Origin of the sequence: Novosphingobium sp. ERN07 (assembly GCF_012641335.1) — a bacterium.
Taxonomy (GTDB): domain Bacteria; phylum Pseudomonadota; class Alphaproteobacteria; order Sphingomonadales; family Sphingomonadaceae; genus Novosphingobium.
Genome location: NZ_JABAID010000001.1, coordinates 502,917 through 520,977, shown reverse-complemented (window position 1 = coordinate 520,977; position 18,061 = coordinate 502,917). Strand labels below are relative to the sequence as shown.

The window sequence follows — 18,061 nt, the reverse complement described above, 5'->3', positions numbered from 1 at the left end:
ATAGAAGTTCCCCGCCCGGACCAAGCCATGTTGCTTTGCATTCAGCGCCCCAGCAGCGTCCGCGCCTGACTGGCCACTTGCGCCAGCATCGCAGGTGCCACCGCAGGAGCCGCCTGCGCCCGCGCCACAAGGCTGCGGAACTGCTTCACCGCCGCCGCGTTCGCTCCCAGCCAGTCGGCCACGAAAGCATCGGGCGATCCCCCGCGCGAACGGGCCAGAAAGTCTAGCCGCATCTGTTCAAAATCGCGCGAAAGCCCGGCCACCAGCAGCCGCTCCCAAGGATCGGATGGATTCATCCGTCGCGCTGCCTGCTGCGCCCAGTCCAGCCCCAGCGTTGCGCCCAGATCGGCAAAGGCCCCGGTCAACGCCGCCGCATCCACGCCCAGATCGCCTGCCAGATGGGCAAGGCCCACCGCGCCGTCCATATCGTAAAGATGCACCAGCCGCGCGGCGATTTCCGCAGGCGCCCCCGCTGCCGCCAGTTCGTCCGCCATAGCCCGCGCCTGCGCCTGCGCTTCGCCACGCAGCAGTTGCGCTGCGGTATGTGACAGCAGGCCCACACCACCGAACAGATCCTCGATCAAGTCTCCCGGCTGCAACGAACCGTGCCCCGCACGCAGCACATCGGCAATGTGCCCGCGCAGCCCCCACGCCGTGCGCTCGAACAAGGCAAGCCGCAGTGTTTCCGGCATCGCCGCCACGTCCAGCATGTCCCACGTCTTGCGCAGATCGAGCAGACGTTCCGCCGCAACGAAGGCCGCCGCCACTTGCGCCAGCGAAACGCCTTCTTCCTCGCACAGTTCGAACGGCATGACCGGACCCATGCGGTTCACGATCCGGTTGGCCAGTTTGGTCGCAATGATCTCGCGGCGCAGGCGGTGGTGCGTGATTTCGTCCTCGAACGCTTCCTGCATCTGCGGCGGGAAGGCCGCGATCAGTTCCACTTCCAGCACCGGATCATCCACCACGGCACTGTCTTCCAGCGCGCGCTGCAACACCAGCTTGCTGCTGGACAGCAGCACCGCCAGTTCGGGCCGGGTCAAGCCCTGCCCCGCCGCGGCGCGCCGGGCAAGGTCTTCAGCGCCTGCCAGCCCTTCGGTCTTGCGGTCCAGATCGCCGCCTTCTTCCAGCACATCGATCAGGCGCGACCACGATGGCATCGCCGCCGCCCCGCCACGCTCTGCAATAGACAGCGCCAGCGCCTGCAACCGATTATCTTCCAGCACCAGATGGGCAACGTCATCGGTCATCGAAACCAGCAGATCGACGCGCGCATCCTCGGTCAGCTTGCCAGACCGCTTCGCCGCCGCCAGCGCGATCTTGATGTTCACCTCGTTGTCAGAACAATCGACGCCTGCCGAATTGTCGATGAAGTCCGTGTTGATGCGGCCACCATGCAAGGAAAACTCAATCCTCGCCGCCTGCGTGGTGCCAAGGTTCGCGCCCTCGCCGATCACCTTCGCGCGCACTTCATCCGCCGAAACGCGGACAGAATCGTTGGATGGATCGCCCACATCGACGTTGTTCTGGTGGCTGGCCTTCACATAGGTGCCGATGCCGCCGAACCACAGCAGGTCCACTTGCGCGCGAAGAATGGCAGCGATGAGCGAATCCGGGTCAATCTCCGCAACGGTCAGCCCCAGCATCGCCTGCACTTCCGGCGAAAGCGGAATGGCTTTCATCGAGCGCGGGAACACGCCGCCGCCTGCGGAAATCAGGCTCTTGTCATAGTCGTCCCAGCTCGAACGCGGCAGCGCGAACATGCGCGCGCGCTCTTCCCAGCTTTTCGCAGGATCGGGATCGGGATCGAGGAACACGTGCCGGTGGTCGAACGCGGCCACCACTTTCAGCGCCTTTGATAGCAGCATCCCGTTGCCGAACACGTCGCCCGACATATCGCCGCAGCCCGCCACGCGCACCGGTTCGCTCTGCACGTCCACGCCCATTTCAAGGAAGTGCCGCCGCACCGAAAGCCACGCGCCCTTGGCGGTAATGCCCATCGCCTTATGATCGTAACCCTTCGACCCGCCACTGGCGAAAGCATCGTCGAGCCAGAAGTCCTTCGATTCCGCGATGGCATTGGCCACGTCAGAGAAGGTCGCCGTGCCCTTGTCGGCGGCCACCACGAAATAGGGGTCTTCGCCGTCGCGCACCACCACGGACGCGGGATGAACCACCGCGCCTTCGACGATATTGTCGGTCAGCGAAAGCAGCGTGCGAATGAACACCTGATAGCTGGCCTTGCCCTCGGCCAGCCAGCCTTCGCGATCCTTCACCGCATCGGGCAAGTGCTTGGGATAGAAGCCGCCCTTGGCCCCGGTCGGCACGATCACCGCGTTCTTCACACGCTGCGCCTTCATCAGGCCCAGAATTTCAGTGCGGAAATCGTCGCGCCGGTCAGACCAGCGCAAGCCCCCGCGCGCCACTGGCCCGGCGCGCAAGTGGATGCCTTCCACGCGCGGGCTATAAACAAAGATTTCGCGCCACGGCAGCGGCTTGGGCAGGCCCGGGACCAGCGCCGAATCGATCTTGAATGCCAGCGCTTCTTCCGCCGCCGGGGCAAAGGCATTGGTGCGCAGAATCGCGGTCACCAGCGCGCGGAACTGGCGCAGCAGGCGGTCGTCGTTGATCGCAGCTACACCGGCCAGTCCAGCCTTGATCCGTTCTTCGGCCTCGGTAAAGGCGGCCTCACGGTCCCCCTCGAACGCAGGATCGTGGCGCGTCACAAAGGCGTCGATCAGCCCGCGCGTGACCGCGGGCGCATTCTTCAGCGCTTCCACCACGGTGGGGATGCCGAAGGTCATGCCCGCCTGCCGCAGATAGCGATAGAACGCGCGCAGCCAGTTGGCTTCAACCGCGGTAAGCCCGGTGGCCACGATCAGGCGATTGAACGCATCGTCCTCCGCCGCGCCGTTCAGCACCGCCGCCAGCGATCCTTCGATGGATTCGGCACGCGCCAGCAGATCATCCAGCGATGTGTCTGCCGGGTGCGAGACGAGGAAATCGTGGATATAGCCCAGCCGCCCGCCATCCAGCGGCGTCGGCACTTCTTCCAGCACGCGGAAGCCGAAGTTTTCCAGCACCGGCACGGCATCGGACAGCACGATCGCTCCTTCGCGCTGATAGAGCTTCAGCCGCAGCGCTACTTCGCCGGCATTGCGATGCAGCCGCACGGCGCGGCGCGGGGCTTTGGCTCCTGTCAGCGTGCGCAAAACACGGATGTCGCGCGCCGCCTCGCCCGCGCCAGAGGCATTGCGATAGGCAATCGGGAAAGCATCGGCATAACGCGCTGCGATGGCCGCCGCGCGCGAAGGTTCTTCGGTTGCCGCAAGTTCGGTTTCCACCGCACCGGCCCAACCCCGCACCATCGATTGCAGTTGCAGGTCCAGCGCATCTTCATCCGCCGTACCGTGCTGTTCGCGCACGTCGAGCACGAAGCGCAGCATCGCCAGCGTGCTGCCTTCCACCTGCAGCGCCCAGTCGATCACCTGCGCCCCGGTTGCGCTTTCCAGCATCGCCATGATCGAAAGCCGCACTTGCGTGGACAACACATCGCGCGGCAGCCACACGAAGGCGAACATGTGCCGGGCCAGCGGCGCTTCCACCAGCGCAAGGCGGGGGCGCGGACGGTCCACCAGACTCATCGTCGCAGTCACCACGCGCTCAAGATCGGCTTCAGCAAAGCTGATCAGCAGATCGTGCGGCAGCGCGGTCAGCGCGTGGACCAGCGCCTTTCCGGCGTGGCCGTTGGGCGAAAAGCCGAACTTGTCCATCAGTTCGGAAAGCTGCGTGCGCAGGCGCGGAATGCGATCCGGCGCAGCGGCCAGCGCGGCGCTGGTCCACACGCCGGCATGGACGGACAGCGCGACAACCTTGCCGCTTTCGATGCGCGGCACGATGAACAGGTCCAGCGGTACGCGGCGGTGCACATTGGCAATGCGGTTCGCCTTGACGATCAGCGGCGCACGGCCCTTCCCGCTTTCGAACCACTTGAATGCCCGGTCATAGGACGATGCCGCCAGCAGGCTCCGCTCGCTCGCGCGGCAGATGCCCAGCGGTTTTTCCTCGGTCCCGTCGCGGTGGCGCGTCACGCTGCCCAGTTGCGTCAGCATCCCGTCCGCCAGCCAGCGCAGCAACGCCGCGCCTTCGGGATCGGCCAGACTATCGGCATCGGCGCGCATCGCGGCCTGCATCATCGGCCAATCGGCCACGGCGGCGCGCACGTCCGCCAGCGTTTCTTCCAGTGCGGCGATCAGCGCGCGGCGCTGCCGCGCATCGGCGCGTTCGGTTTCAAGATAGACGATGGATTCGCGGCGCTCTCCGCTGGCGTCGCCTGCAGGAAATTCGGTCAGACGCCCTTCGCCATCGCGGCGCACGGCGGCAACGGGGTGGACCAGACGGTCGATGGTCAAACCTTGCGCGGTGATCGCAGAAGTGATTGAATCGACAAGAAAAGGCATGTCATCATTGATCACCGCGATGCGCAAGTGGCGCTCGGCACTGTCCGATCCGCTGACGCTTTCTATGGCGATAGCAGGATCGCTGCCCTTGCGGACGGCAGCGGCGGTCGCGGCGAAGCGGGCAGCTTCGGCAAGGCGCGCATTGTCGAAATCGCGGGCTTCATCGGGCAGCAGCGCGGCGGCGAAGCGTTCGGCCAGCGCGAAGGCGAGAGTGTCGGTCGAGGGATCGGACAGGGTTGCGGACGTTGACGCCATAACGTTTTTCCGGCTCTCCAGTGAGAGAGGATTATTACCCTCTCTTGTAATTATTGAATACAGACTTGTATCATTATTCCATATGGTAATCCAGAGGCGCAGTAGCAGCAAGTCCGGTTCAATGGCGCGGACGGCTTAACCTGCGGTTGTAATCTTTGAGGCGAACAATGGTGCCGCCGCGTTGCGTTCGCGTGTCGTTTTGTGCGCCTAGGTGCAGTTAGGTGCATCTAGGTGCACTTCAGGAATGCACCGTTTCGCGCGCTGCCTCTGCTGTCAGGCGTAGCGATTTCAGCCGCGCTGCTTGATCAAAAATAGACGCCGCAACAATAACTTCGTCCACCTGCGTCCGCTCGGCAAATGCGGCCAGACCGGCCCGCACCGTCGCCACAGTGCCGCAAGTGCTGACCTGCCGCACATGCTCCAGCATGGCGAGCGCCTGCGGCGGGAGCGAGTCGCGATAGCCCGGCACCGGCGGCTTCAACTTGCCGGGATTGCCGGTGCGTAGTGCGACGAAGGCCTGATCCATCGACGAGGCCAGCAATTGCGCTTCTTCGTCAGAATCGGCGGCGACCACGTTGATCGCGGCGGCGCAATAGGGCGCGTCGAGAACCTCGGATGGCTGGAACCGCTCGCGGTAGATTTTCAGCGCCGAATCAAGGTGATCGGGCGCAAAGTGCGAGGCAAAGGCATAAGGCAGGCCCATCATCGCCGCCAGTTGCGCGCCGAACAGGCTCGATCCCAGAATCCACATTTGCGGCTTGGCACCCTTGGCCGGATAGGCCTGCAACGGCACACGCGGATCGCCTGCGAACTGAAGCTGCAATTCCACCACGTCCTGCGGAAAGTCCTCTGCCGCGCGGTTCGTATCCTTGTGCAGCGCGCGCATGATGCGCTGGTCGGCTCCCGGCGCACGGCCCAGCCCAAGGTCGACGCGCCCCGGAAACAGCGCATCAAGCGTGCCGAATTGTTCTGCGATAACAAGGGGATTGTGATTGGGCAGCATGATCCCGCCCGCGCCGATGCGGATCGTGGACGTGCCCTGCCCGATATGCGCCAGCGCCACCGCTGTGGCGGCTCCGGCAAGGCCCTCCATCCCGTGATGCTCGGCCACCCAATAACGCTGGAATCCGCATTCCTCTGCCACTTTGGCCGCAGCGGCGGAATTGTCGAGCGCCTGCCTTGCCGTCCCGCCCTCAACCACGCTGACCAGATCGAGGACGGAGAGTTTCATGGGTTTGGCTTCTGTGTTGTTTCAGGAACTTGAGATGTAGGGGCAGGCCCCAACTGTTCAAGGTAGCTCTTTGCAACCTTTCCCGCCTCGCCGTCCTTGTCCACCGCAACGACCGATTCCCACGATTTGCGCGCAGCCTCGTCACGCCCGGAAAGCACGGCGATGACGCCCGCTTCAAGGGCCACCCTTGGATCGCGCGGATCGTATTTGCTGGCGATTTCGATGTCGCGCTGGGCGCGGGGGAGATCATCCATGCGGCGCGCCAGCGTGGCTGAAAGCAGCCAGCCCTCGGCTTCTTCGGGAGCAAGACGATGCACTTCGTCGAGCGCCGATGCGGCCTCTGCGTTGCGGGCAAGTGCCACGAGCGCGCGTGACCGGTCGATTTGGATTTCGGCCAGCCCGGTCTTGCCTCCATTGCCCTGAACCGCGACCGCACGATCCAGCCAGCCTAGCGCGTCCTGCGGCTTTCCGGCAGCAAGGGCGGCATTGCCTGCCATCGCCATCAGCGACACGGCGGCGACTTCCTGTTCCTTGGGCACGCCTGCCACGGCCTGCGCGAAGGCTTCCAGCGCGCCGTCGAAATCACCCATGTTCGAACGCAACATGCCAAGGCACTGGTTGGCGCGCACCTGCTGGCCGGTATCGCGGCTTTCGCCCAGCCAGGTCTGCGCTTCGACCAATGCGGCATCGGGATTGGTCTGCGCCTTGGCAAGGCAATCGGCCAAGCGGTCCTGCTCCGGCAGGTCTGGCCGGACAAGCCCGGCCTCCCGCTCCGTCTCGCGCTGCTGTTCGCGATCACGGCGGCGCGGGATTGGCAGGTCTGACGGGCGCATGGGCATGGTGGCGGGGCCGATCTGCATGAGCGAGGCGTGCTGCGTCTGCTCCACGGAAATGACCTGCGCAAACTGGGGCGCGGGCAGATCGATCATGCGCTTTTCATCCTTCAAGGCGTGTCATCAACACTGGCCATCGATATTAGCCAGTTCCCGCAGCAGCAGCGCAATGTCGCCGGGCCGCGAAAGCCGGTGATCGCCGTCCTTGATCAGGTGGACCTGCACATCGCCTGAACGCAAGGCGCGGGCGAGGCGCAGCGATATGTCCCACGGCACATCGGCATCGGCCTGCCCGTGCAGCAGCCGCACCGGGCCATCGAAAGCGATCTCCCCGCCCAGCCGCCGGTGCTTTTCACCATCGGAGAAGAACCCGGCATGAGTCGGCGTAGGCTCCGGCCCATAAGGGTTGTCCTCATAGATCGTGCGGCCCGATGCGAGTTCGATGCGCTGCGACTGGGAAAAGCCCCATTCGGTGAAATCCGGCGCAGGCGCGATGCCGACAAGCGCCTTGGCGCGTTCGCCCAAGCTTTCCGCAATCAGCAGCATCAGCCAGCCGCCCATGCTGGAGCCGACAAGCTGCACCGCCTCGATCCCCAAATGATCGATCAGCGCCACAACCTCGTCCCGCCACTTTGACAGGCGGCCATCGCCAAAGTCCCCGTCGCTCTGCCCGCAGCCGGTATAATCGAGCAAAAGGCAGGCGCGGCCCTGTTGCTGCGCCCATTCCATCACGGCCTGCGCCTTGCCGCCCGCCATGTCGGACATATAGCCGGGGAGGAAGACGACTGTGGGGTCGGCGCCGGGAAGGTGGCGATAGGCCATCTGCTGGCAGGAGGGCAGGGTGAAGCGGGAAATATCGATCATGCCCGCAGTCATGGCGCGGTGGGTGCGTGGGGGCAACAGACAACAGAGTAATGACTCCGCAGCAAATCCCCGCTAAGCACACTTCCATCATGGCACAGCGCACCACCCGCACTACAACCACTACCCCCGCGAGCCGGGGGCGGTTGCTGCTGGGTTAAGCCCTGCCGCGATGCCGCCGCCCGGTTCGGGTGGGTTTGCGCATCGCCTCCCGAACCGATCTGAAATCCCGATGCGCGCCCTTTCGGTGTTGCCGTTCCTGTGGCAAGGCACCGTTCAAATGGCCCCGGCGAAATCACGTCAGGGCCAGATTGCGTTAGAGAGTTTCCGATGTCCGAACTGTTGAAGATCACCCTGCCCGATGGTTCGTCACGCGAAGTTGCGCCGGGGAGCACTCCGGCGGACATTGCCGCTGCGATTGGTCCCGGCCTTGCCAAGGCGGCGCTGGCGGCGAAGGTGGATGGCGAACTGGTCGATCTTTCGCGGCCCTTTACCGCTGACGCGCAACTGGCGCTGGTGACGGCGAAGGATGAGGCCGAGGCGCTGGACCTGGCGCGGCACGACTATGCGCACATTCTGGCCGAAGCGGTGCAGGCGCTGTTTCCGGGCACGCAGATCACGTTTGGCCCCAGCACGGACGACGGGTTCTATTACGACTTCGCGCCTGCCGAGCGACCCTTTACCGAGGAGGACCTGCCCGCGATCGAAGCGCAGATGCGCAAGATCATCGGTGCGAACAAGCCGCTGCGCCGCGAGGAGTGGAGCCGCGAGCAACTGATTTCGCGCTGGAAGCAGCAGGGCGAAAGCTTCAAGGCGGAATGGGCGGCGGAACTGCCGGGGGATGAGCCGCTGACAGTTTACTGGTCGGGCGATGACTGGCTCGACATGTGCCGGGGACCGCATCTGCCATCGACCGGCAAGCTTGATCCCAATGCGTTCAAGCTGACGCGGGTTTCGGGCGCCTATTGGCGCGGCGACCAAAACAACGCGATGCTTTCGCGCATTTACGGCACGGGCTGGCTGAACAAGAAGCAGCTTGATGCGCATATGACGCGGCTGGAAGAGGCGGCCAAGCGCGACCATCGCAAGCTGGGAGGCGAGATGGACCTGTTCCACCTTCAGGCCGAAGCGCACGGCAGCGTGTTCTGGCATCCCAAGGGCTATCTGATCTGGCGCGAGCTGGAAGCCTATATGCGCCGCGCGATCGATGGCGCGGGCTATCGCGAGGTGAAGACCCCGCAGGTTATGGACGCGCGCCAGTGGGAGCAATCCGGTCACTGGGGCAAGTATCGCGAAAACATGTTCGTGATCCCCGATGAAGTGCCGAACGTGGACGACGAAGGCCCGGTTATCAGCGGTGAGGCCGACTGGATGGCCTTGAAGCCGATGAACTGCCCGGCGCATGTGCTGATCTTCCGGCAGGGGCTGAAATCGTATCGCGATCTGCCGATGCGGCTGTACGAAAACGGCTGCTGCCACCGCAACGAACCGCACGGCGCGCTGCACGGGCTGATGCGCGTGCGCCAGTTCACGCAGGACGATGCGCATATCTTCTGCCGCGAAGACCAGATCGTGGACGAAGTGCAGGCCTTCTGCGAACTGGCCGACCGCGTCTACAAGCACTTCGGCTTTACCTATTCGATCAAGCTGGCGCTGCGCCCGGAAAAGCGGTTCGGCACCGAGGAAATGTGGGACAAGGCCGAGGCCGAACTGCGCGCTGCCGTGGTGCGCGCAGGGCTGGCCACCGAAGAGTATGGCTGGGAAGAACTGCCCGGCGAAGGCGCGTTCTATGCGCCCAAGCTGGAATGGCACCTGACCGATGCGATTGGCCGCACCTGGCAGGTGGGCACGATCCAGTCTGACCGCGTTCTGCCCGAACGGCTTGATGCGAACTATGTGGGCGAGGATGGCGAGAAGCACCGCCCAGTCATGCTGCACCGCGCGATCTTTGGCAGCTACGAACGCTTCATCGGCATCCTGATCGAGCATTTTGCCGGGCGTCTGCCGGTGTGGCTGGCCCCGGTGCAGGCGGTGGTGGCGACTATCGTTTCGGACGCGGATGATTATGCCACGGAAGCGCTTGCCAAGCTGAAGGCAGCGGGCATCCGCGCTGAAAGTGACCTGCGCAACGAGAAGATCAACTACAAGGTGCGCGAACATTCGCTGCAGAAGGTTCCCTACCTGCTGGTGGTGGGCAAGCGCGAGGCCGAGGAAGGTACCGTGGCGATCCGCATTCTGGGCGAACAGCACCAGAAGGTGATGCCGCTGGACGAAGCGATTGCCTTGTTGAAGGGTGAAGCGCTTGCGCCGGATCTGAAGGCCTGACTGCGCTCGGCCTGCCGCTCCTTTCGCTCGGCCTTTGCGCGCTGGCGGCTTTCGTTGCCGCCTTTGCGCGCGGGCTCGCGGGGTTTGGCATGGCGATCCTGCTGGTGCCGCTGATCGGGCTGGTGATCTCTCCGGGAGAGGCGGTGGTCGTATCGAACATGCTGGGGCTGCTGATCGGGCTGGTTGGCGCGCGCAAGGTGTGGAACGCGGGCGAGACAAGCGCGGGCGTGATCGGCGGGACGGCGATGCTGCTGACGCCGGTGGGGCTAGTTGTGCTGTTCGCCACGCCGCCGGGGTTGGCGCGGGTGCTGATAGCGGGCGTGGCGATTGCGGCTTTCGTGCTGGTGCTGCTGCCTGCAAAGCCGGGGCACGCGCCGGGCAGGATCAAGACAGGTTTGACAGGCGCGGCGGCGGGGCTTCTGACGGGCTTTGCCGGAATGCCGGGGCCGCCCGTGGTGCCGTACTACTTGCGCCGCCCGATTCCGCGTGACGTGGCGCGAGCTTCGATGCTCACCGTGTTTCTGCTGACATCTGTTGCCAGCACGGTGGCGGCCTTGGCGCTGGGGCTGGCTTCGTGGCGCGATGCACTGTTCGCACTCCTGTTGTTCGGGCCGGTGCTGGCGGGCAATCATCTGGGCACTATGGCGTTCGGCAAGGTGAGCGATGCGGCTTGGCGGGGGTTCGTGGGGTTCCTGTTGGCGATGTCGGCGTTGATGGCGGTCGTGCGGCTGATAACGCCAAATTAAGCGGTTTCCCTTAAGTCAGGCTGCGATTGGACGCTTGAGGGACCGAACACGCATGACCTTGCATTTCCGCGCTCTGGCCGCGCAGGCCGCTGAAGACAGCGCGATCTCCGCACAGGAAATTCTGGCGCTACGCCGTGCCGCGTGGCCCGATGGGCGCATCGACCCCGAAGAGGCCGAGGCCATCTTCATCCTCAACGACCAGATCGCCGAGCCGACGCGCGAATGGTCGGACTTCTTTATCGAGGCGCTGGTCGAGTTCGTGGTGAACACCGCCGCGCCCAAAGGCCACATCTCGGTCGACAATGCGCGCTGGCTGATCGAGCGCGTATCGCACGATGGCAAGGTGGGCAGCCTGACCGAACTGGAACTGCTGGTGCGCGTGCTGGAAAAGGCCGAATCCGCGCCGGACGGGTTGCGGGTTTTTGTGCTGCAGCAGATCGAGCGCGAAGTGCTGACCGGTGAAGGGCCGACGCGGTGTGGTGGCGAGTTGCTGCCGGGCGTGATCTCTCCTGCCGAATGCACGCTCATTCGCCGCACGATCTTCGCTTCCGGCGGGGAGCGCCCCGCAGGCGTGAGCCGACGCGAGGCGGAAATGCTGTTCCGGCTGAAGGACGCGACGCTGGGGGCAGACAATGCGCCCGCGTGGGAGCGCCTGTTCGTGCAAGGCGTGGGGAACTATCTGCAAGGCTGGAATGGCGCGAAAGGGCTGACGCGCGAGCGCGCGGCGGAGCTGGAAGCATTCATGAATGATCGTGGCAGCCATATCGGCAAGTTCTTTGGCCGCATGGCCCGGACCGATGTCAGCAGCTTTGCACAGGCGCTGCGCGATGTGGGCTTTGGCCGCAAGCAGCCCACCCGCGATGTGTTTGCCGAGGCGGCGCAGGATCACGCGGTGACCGATGCCGAGAGCACTTGGTTGCAGGCGCGGATCGATGCCAACAACGAGGTCGATGCGCTCGATCAGGCTTTGCTGCGGTTTTTGGCCGAAGCTTAGACCGTAAAGCTTTCGCCGCAGCCGCAGGCGCCCTTGGCGTTCGGGTTCTGGAACACGAAACCGGCGGTGAAATCGTCTTCCTGCCAGTCCATCGTGCTGCCGATCAGGTAAAGCACCGATGCGCTGTCGATGAAGAACAGGCCGCCGGGGGTTTCGATCTTTTCGTCCAGCGGATTGGCTTGCGTGACGTAATCGACCGAGTAGGCAAGGCCAGAGCAGCCCCGGCGCGGGGTGGACAGCTTTACGCCGATGGCGCCTTCGGGGGCGGTGTCCATCAGATGCGCCACACGCGCTTCGGCGCTGGGCGTGAGGATCACGGCAGCGGGACGGGGGCGGCGGACTTTCACTTCGGTGGTCATGGCTTCACCTATATGGGGAGCGTTCAGAGCATTCCCAGCTCAAGCTTGGCTTCATCGCTCATCTTCTGCGGATCCCACGGCGGATCCCAGACGAGGTTCACTTCGGCGTCGCGTACACCGGGGACCGCAGAAACGCGCAGTTCCACTTCGCCCGGCATCGATTCGGCCACCGGACAGTGCGGCGTGGTCAGCGTCATCGTGACGACGACATCGGAATCAGGCGATACGTCAACGCCATAGATCAGGCCGAGGTCATAGATGTTGACCGGGATTTCGGGATCGAAGATTTCCTTCAGCGCGCTCACCACGCCTTCATAGATATCGCCGCCCGGTTCGCCAGGGGTGACGCCTTCGGGCTTTGCGGCAAGGAAGCCTTCCAGATAGTCGCGCTTGCGATCAAGCTTCTGCGCCGCTGTTTCTTCGGGCGCGTCTTCAACGAAGGCGCGCTTGGGAGCAGACACGGCTTCCACTTCCTCGACGGCGAACTTGGGATCATTCTCGCTCATCCGAAAATCCTCATGGTCCTCTCGATGCCGCGCACGAGCACGGCGATATCGCTTTCATCGCTGTAGATGCCGAAGCTGGCGCGGGCCGTGGCGGGCACCCCAAGGTGCGCCATCAAAGGTTGCGCGCAGTGGTGCCCGGCGCGGATAGCAACGCCTTCCTCGTCAAGGATGGTGCCCAGATCGTGCGGGTGCACGCCTTCGATCGCGAAGCTGAGGATGCCCGCGCTGTCTTCCGGTCCGAACAGCTTGACCGAGTTCATCCGGCCCAGCGCTTCGCGCGCCTTGGCGACCAGTTCGCATTCGTGTGCGTGGATCGCAGGAAGGCCTTGCGCTGTCACGAAATCCACCGCCGCGCCAAAGCCAATGGCTTCGACGATAGCAGGGGTGCCAGCTTCGAAGCGCTGCGGCGCGGGGGCATATGTGGTGCGCTCGAACGTCACCTTGTCGATCATCGCGCCGCCGCCCTGCCACGGGGGCATGGCGTCGAGAATGTCCGCCTTGACCCAGAGCGCGCCGATGCCGGTTGGGCCATAGAGTTTGTGCGCGGAGAAGACGTAGAAATCGGCGTCCAGCGCCTTTACGTCTACCGTCAGCCGCGCGACGGACTGGCAGCCATCGAGCAGGATTTTTGCGCCGACATTGTGCGCGAGCGCCACAGCGCGGGGCGCATCGAGCACCGAGCCGAGCACGTTTGACACGTGCGCGAAGGCGACCAGCTTGTGCGCAGGCGTTAGCATACGCTGTGCCGCGTCTAAATCGATCTGCCCGTCTTCGGTCAGTGGGCACACGTCGATATCAACGCCAGTGCGATCCCGCAGCATCTGCCACGGCACGATGTTGGCGTGGTGTTCGAGCGTGGAAATGAGGATGCGGTCGCCCGCCTTGAGGTTCTGCTGCCCCCAGGTCTGTGCGACGAGGTTGATTGCCTCGGTAGCGCCGCGCGTAAACACCAGTTCGTTTTCCGCGCCGCCGATCAGGCCCGCAACCTTGCGGCGGGCACATTCAAAGGCCAGCGTCATGTCGGCCGAGCGGGCATAGACGCCGCGATGGACGGTGGCGTAGTCGCTGCCGAGAGCGCGGGTCATGGCGTCGATCACCACTTGCGGCTTCTGCGCAGTAGCGGCGGTATCGAGGTAGTGCCAGCGGGTGCCATCGGGGTTGGCGAGGCCGGGCCAGATCGAAGCAACCTGCGCCCCCGCGCCTGAAGATACTTTGGAGGCGGCGGCCTCAGGAGACGTGGCGCTTGGTTGCCTGAGGCCCCCGCCTTCGCGGGGGTGCAGGGTATTGTTGGCGGTGACGGGCTGGGTCACAACACCGCCTCAAGCGCCTTGAGCGCAGCGTCGGTCAGCGCTTCTTCGTCAGCGGCACCCACAAAGGCTTCCGCAATGAAGGCTTGCAGCATGAGCTTCTTGGCAAGCGCGGGCGGCAACCCGCGCTGGGCAAGGTAGAAGAGGCCCTGCGGATCGAGTTCGCCCACAGCACAGCCATGCGCGCACTTCACGTCGTCGGCATAGATTTCGAGTTCGGGGCGGGCGTTGGCCGTGGCGGTGCGATCCAGCAGCATGGCTCGGATGGATTGCGAACCATCAGTGCCGATAGCCCCGCGCGCGACCACGACTTTGCCGAGGTAAGTGCCGGTGGACTTGCCACCCAAAACGGAGCGCACGACCTGACTGGATACCGCGTCCGGTTCCGCGTGGGTGACTTCGGTGACGATCTCTACCGTCTGGTCACCGCCTGCAATCTGCGCCGCGCCAAGGTGGAACTTCGCGCCCTTACCCAGAGAAACGCTGACGGCGATGCGGCGATAGGCAGACCCTGCATGGAGCAGGCGCAAATCGAACTCTGCGCCGTCTTCCAGCGTAATCGCGATATCGCGCGCGGCATCGTTTGCGCCATCCAGCACAACGGCCAGCGCGCCCTGTTCGCCCGCTGCCACGCGAATGTCCTGCACCGGCAGAGGCCACAGCGTTTCCAGCGCGGCAAGGTCGGCATAGCGATACGCTTCGTCCTTGCGCGTTGGCAGGGTGAGCGCCTGCTTCATGCCGCCACGGCCTCGTAGCCCTGCTCTTCTAGTTCGAGCGCGAGTTCAGGGCCGCCGGTGCGCACGATGCGGCCACCGGCGAGGACGTGGACGAAATCGGGTTTCACGTAATCAAGCAGGCGCTGATAGTGCGTGATCAGCAGCACGGCCTTGTCGGGCTTGCGCATGATCGCGTTGATGCCTTCGCCGCAGATGCGCAGCGCATCGATATCGAGGCCGGAGTCCGTCTCGTCCAGAATCGCGATCTTGGGATCGAGGATGCCCATCTGCACCATTTCGGCGCGCTTCTTTTCACCGCCCGAAAAGCCGACGTTCACCGGGCGCTTGAGCATCTCCATGTCCATGCGCAGCAAGGCGGCCTTTTCCTTGGCCAGCTTGAGAAATTCGCCGCCGGAAAGCGGGGCTTCACCGCGCGCCTTGCGCTGGGCATTGGCGGATTCACGCAGGAACTGGACGAAGGAGACGCCAGGGATTTCAACCGGATACTGAAAGCCCAAGAACAGGCCAGCGGCAGCGCGTTCGTGCGGTTCCAGTTCGAACAGGTCCGTGCCATCCAGCGTGGCGCTGCCACCGGTCACTTCATAACCGGGACGCCCGCCGAGGGTGTAGCCGAGCGTGGATTTGCCCGCGCCGTTCGGCCCCATGATTGCGTGAATTTCACCCGCGTTGATGGTGAGAGAAAGACCCTTGAGGATCGGCTTGTCGGCCACGGTGGCCTGAAGGTTTTCAATCTTGAGCATCGTCATCACTTTCAACCGCGAGGCGAGCGCTGCGGGCGGGCGCCGGAGCGCGAATAGGAGGGGCGCGCAGGCCGCGAGGCGGCGCGCAACTCGTCGTAGCGAGCTTTCATCTCGCGCAGCACGGCGGCGCAGGCGCCTTCGGGATCGCCGAGCACTTCGGCGGCATCGTAGCGGATGACCTTGAGGCCGACTTCGGCAAGGCTGGCATCGCGGCGGCGTTCGATCTCGGGGTTCTCGCCGCGATCCAGCGCGACGACCAGCTTGAGCGGCTGGCAGCCGAAATCGACGATGGCCGAGCCGATCACGGCGTAGCGCTTGAACTTGTACTTGCCGAGGTCTTCCTTCGCCAGCTCCTCGGCCAGAGCGAGGTGCGCCTCGTCCGGCTCGCGGCGCAACTGGCGCGCACGGTCATGAATCGCATCGAGGCGCGAACCCGAAATGGCCCAGCCGCGACCCTTCTTCTGGATCTTCGGCGCCTCGGCACGTTCGCCGACGGGGCGGATGGAAAGGGTTTTTTTGATCATTCGTCACTTTTCCCGACACAAAACTTTGGCCAACGAATTTCTTGGGAAAACCGCGTTTTGAGCAGAACCAAATCCGTCTTGCTCCCGATTGCAACTTGACCGAGTGACCCATGTATAATCCGCACCCCACTGGACGGTGCGGAGGTAGCGACAAAATCCGCGACCTCGTCGAAACTACTTATGTCCACGAGATTGACGATCAACCGACTGATCCTTCAAGGCTGATGCCAAGCAACTTCTGCGCTTCGACCGCGAATTCCATCGGCAGTTGCTGCAGCACTTCGCGCGCAAAGCCGTTGACGATCAGAGCGACAGCGCTTTCCTGATCCAGCCCGCGCTGCATCGCGTAATAAAGCTGATCGTCGCTGATCTTGCTGGTAGTGGCTTCGTGTTCGATCGTGGCGCTGGGGTTGCGCACTTCGATATAGGGCACGGTGTGCGCGCCGCAGTCTGCGCCCAGCAGCAGGCTGTCGCACTGGGTGAAGTTGCGCACGCCTTCGGCCTGCGGGGCCACGCGGACGAGGCCGCGATAGGTGTTGTTGCTGCGCCCTGCAGAGATGCCCTTCGACACGATGGTCGAGCGTGACCCCTTGCCGTTGTGGATCATCTTGGTGCCGGTATCGGCCTGCTGGTAGTTGTTGGTGACAGCTACCGAATAGAATTCGCCCACCGAATCTTCGCCATTCAGCACGCAGGACGGATACTTCCACGTGATGGCAGAGCCGGTTTCCACCTGCGTCCACGACACCTTGCTGCGCGCCCCCTGGCACAGCGCGCGCTTCGTTACGAAATTGTAGATGCCGCCCAGCCCTTCGGCGTTGCCGGGATACCAGTTCTGCACGGTGGAATACTTGATCTCGGCATCGTCGAGCGCGACCAGTTCGACCACAGCGGCGTGAAGCTGATTTTCATCGCGCTGCGGGGCGGTGCAGCCTTCAAGATAGGAGACATAGGCCCCCTTGTCGGCAACGATCAGCGTGCGTTCGAACTGGCCGGTGTTTTCCGCATTGATGCGGAAATAGGTGGAAAGCTCCATCGGGCAGCGCACGCCTTCGGGAATGTAAACGAACGTGCCATCCGAAAAGACCGCGCAGTTCAGCGTGGCAAAGTAGTTGTCGTGCATGGGCACGACCTTGCCCAGCCACTTCTTTACAAGGTCAGGATATTCGCGGATCGCTTCGGAAATCGAGCGGAAGATGACGCCTGCCGCTTCCAGTTCCTTGCGGAAGGTGGTGGCCACCGAAACGCTGTCGAACACGGCATCGACTGCAACCTTGCGCGCACCTTCGACGCCGGCGAGCACTTTCTGCTCTTCCAGTGGGATGCCCAGCTTTTCGTAGATGCGCAGGATTTCGGGATCGACTTCATCAAGGCTACCCAGCTTGGGCTTGGCCTTGGGCGCGGCCCAATAATAAGCATCCTGATAGTCAATCGGCGGAATGTTGAGCTTGGCCCAATCGGGCGTGGGCATGGTCAGCCAGTGGCGATAGGCCTTGAGCCGCCATTCGAGCATCCACTCCGGCTCGTCCTTTTTGGCCGAGATATAGCGGACGGTATCTTCGGAGAGGCCCTTTGGCCCGTATTCCTGTTCGATATCCGAGGACCAGCCGTGTTCGTAATCGGCAACCTTTGCGGCAGCGTCATGCGCGGCCTGATCCTTGATCGTCACGTTTTCAGTCATACCATAACCTCCGTCGCCAAGGCGGCAGGACGGGCCAATTGGGTGAGCGGAATGCCTGCCAGCGCACCGCGCAGCGCGGCATCGACCGCAGGCCAATGCGGACGAACGGTGCACGCAGATTCAAGCGTGCAATCGTGGCGGCCATGATCGCTGCAGGGCGTGAGCGCAATAGGGCCTTCAACGGCTTCCACGATATCGGCCAGCGTGATCGCGGCGGCGGGGCGTGCCAGCTTAAGCCCGCCATGCGCACCACGCGCCGATTTGAGCAGGCCTGCGGCAGACAGTTTGCTGACCAGTTTCTGCACGGTGGGCGCGGGCAAGCCGGTTTCGTCGGCCAGTTGCTGCGCCGAGACGCGCGCATGTCCGCAATGGCGCGCGGCGGCGCTCATCGTGACGACGGCATAGTCGGCCATGCTGGAAAGGCGCATCAGCGGGTGTCCCGGAATGGCGATCTGCAAATCAGACCGAATCGTTCCGGTTACCTAGGCGCGGTTACCGCGCG

At 63.9% G+C, this 18,061-nt stretch carries 15 protein-coding genes; 3 read left to right on the top strand and 12 right to left on the bottom strand.

Annotation, left to right across the window (positions count from 1 at the left end; translation table 11 throughout):
- Window positions 1-41 precede the first annotated feature (41 nt).
- The 4 genes from HGI47_RS02565 to HGI47_RS02550 all read right to left on the bottom strand — a co-directional run bounded on the left by HGI47_RS02565 (window position 42) and on the right by HGI47_RS02550 (window position 7,643).
- Window positions 42-4,715 (bottom strand): NAD-glutamate dehydrogenase domain-containing protein, encoded by a 4,674-nt coding sequence (locus HGI47_RS02565; RefSeq protein ID WP_168851179.1) that lies wholly within the window; start codon window positions 4,713-4,715, stop codon window positions 42-44.
- Between the two features lie 238 nt (window positions 4,716-4,953).
- Window positions 4,954-5,946, bottom strand: coding sequence for an LLM class flavin-dependent oxidoreductase (locus HGI47_RS02560; RefSeq protein ID WP_168851178.1), 993 nt, complete (start codon window positions 5,944-5,946; stop codon window positions 4,954-4,956).
- Window positions 5,943-6,875 carry a tetratricopeptide repeat protein gene (locus HGI47_RS22525; RefSeq protein WP_240949922.1) on the bottom strand — a complete coding sequence of 311 codons (933 nt, stop codon included), beginning with the start codon at window positions 6,873-6,875 and terminating at the stop codon, window positions 5,943-5,945. Before HGI47_RS22525 ends, HGI47_RS02560 begins: the two co-directional genes overlap by 4 nt.
- Window positions 6,876-6,902: 27 nt before the next feature.
- Window positions 6,903-7,643, bottom strand: a complete 741-nt coding sequence (locus HGI47_RS02550; protein ID WP_206065925.1) for an alpha/beta fold hydrolase — start codon at window positions 7,641-7,643, stop codon at window positions 6,903-6,905.
- Window positions 7,644-7,970: 327 nt separating this feature from the next.
- Here HGI47_RS02550 and thrS point away from each other — a divergent pair, with 327 nt between their 5' ends.
- From thrS to HGI47_RS02535, 3 genes are read left to right on the top strand one after another with little or no spacing between them, the layout of a single operon-like run.
- Window positions 7,971-9,965 carry a threonine--tRNA ligase gene (gene thrS, locus HGI47_RS02545; protein WP_168851176.1) on the top strand — a complete coding sequence of 665 codons (1,995 nt, stop codon included), beginning with the start codon at window positions 7,971-7,973 and terminating at the stop codon, window positions 9,963-9,965.
- Window positions 9,962-10,711: a TSUP family transporter gene (locus tag HGI47_RS02540; RefSeq protein ID WP_370521614.1), complete on the top strand. Its 750-nt coding sequence runs from the start codon at window positions 9,962-9,964 to the stop codon at window positions 10,709-10,711. The genes thrS and HGI47_RS02540 overlap by 4 nt, the downstream gene beginning before the upstream one ends.
- 52 nt (window positions 10,712-10,763) lie before the next feature.
- Window positions 10,764-11,705, top strand: a complete 942-nt coding sequence (locus HGI47_RS02535; RefSeq protein ID WP_168851175.1) for a hypothetical protein — start codon at window positions 10,764-10,766, stop codon at window positions 11,703-11,705.
- Here the strand turns inward: HGI47_RS02535 and HGI47_RS02530 are convergent.
- The 8 genes from HGI47_RS02530 to HGI47_RS02495 all read right to left on the bottom strand — a co-directional run bounded on the left by HGI47_RS02530 (window position 11,702) and on the right by HGI47_RS02495 (window position 17,987).
- Complete coding sequence (locus tag HGI47_RS02530; protein ID WP_168851174.1) at window positions 11,702-12,064, bottom strand: iron-sulfur cluster assembly accessory protein; 363 nt, start codon at window positions 12,062-12,064, stop codon at window positions 11,702-11,704. The genes HGI47_RS02535 and HGI47_RS02530 overlap by 4 nt on opposite strands.
- 23 nt (window positions 12,065-12,087) lie before the next feature.
- The gene (locus HGI47_RS02525) at window positions 12,088-12,570 is read right to left on the bottom strand and encodes an SUF system Fe-S cluster assembly protein (RefSeq protein ID WP_168851173.1); all 483 of its coding nucleotides are present in this window, start codon (window positions 12,568-12,570) and stop codon (window positions 12,088-12,090) included.
- Window positions 12,567-13,748, bottom strand: coding sequence for a cysteine desulfurase (locus tag HGI47_RS02520; protein WP_168851348.1), 1,182 nt, complete (start codon window positions 13,746-13,748; stop codon window positions 12,567-12,569). Before HGI47_RS02520 ends, HGI47_RS02525 begins: the two co-directional genes overlap by 4 nt.
- A 128-nt stretch (window positions 13,749-13,876) precedes the next feature.
- On the bottom strand, window positions 13,877-14,614 hold the full coding sequence (locus tag HGI47_RS02515; RefSeq protein ID WP_168851172.1) for a SufD family Fe-S cluster assembly protein: 738 nt from the start codon (window positions 14,612-14,614) through the stop codon (window positions 13,877-13,879).
- The gene (gene sufC, locus HGI47_RS02510; RefSeq protein WP_168851171.1) at window positions 14,611-15,354 is read right to left on the bottom strand and encodes a Fe-S cluster assembly ATPase SufC; all 744 of its coding nucleotides are present in this window, start codon (window positions 15,352-15,354) and stop codon (window positions 14,611-14,613) included. Before sufC ends, HGI47_RS02515 begins: the two co-directional genes overlap by 4 nt.
- 11 nt (window positions 15,355-15,365) lie before the next feature.
- The gene (locus HGI47_RS02505) at window positions 15,366-15,878 is read right to left on the bottom strand and encodes an endonuclease domain-containing protein (RefSeq protein WP_206065924.1); all 513 of its coding nucleotides are present in this window, start codon (window positions 15,876-15,878) and stop codon (window positions 15,366-15,368) included.
- A 199-nt stretch (window positions 15,879-16,077) separates the two neighbouring features.
- Complete coding sequence (gene sufB / locus HGI47_RS02500) at window positions 16,078-17,559, bottom strand: Fe-S cluster assembly protein SufB (RefSeq protein WP_168851170.1); 1,482 nt, start codon at window positions 17,557-17,559, stop codon at window positions 16,078-16,080.
- Window positions 17,556-17,987 carry an SUF system Fe-S cluster assembly regulator gene (locus HGI47_RS02495; RefSeq protein WP_168851169.1) on the bottom strand — a complete coding sequence of 144 codons (432 nt, stop codon included), beginning with the start codon at window positions 17,985-17,987 and terminating at the stop codon, window positions 17,556-17,558. The genes sufB and HGI47_RS02495 overlap by 4 nt, the downstream gene beginning before the upstream one ends.
- Window positions 17,988-18,061: the final 74 nt, after the last annotated feature.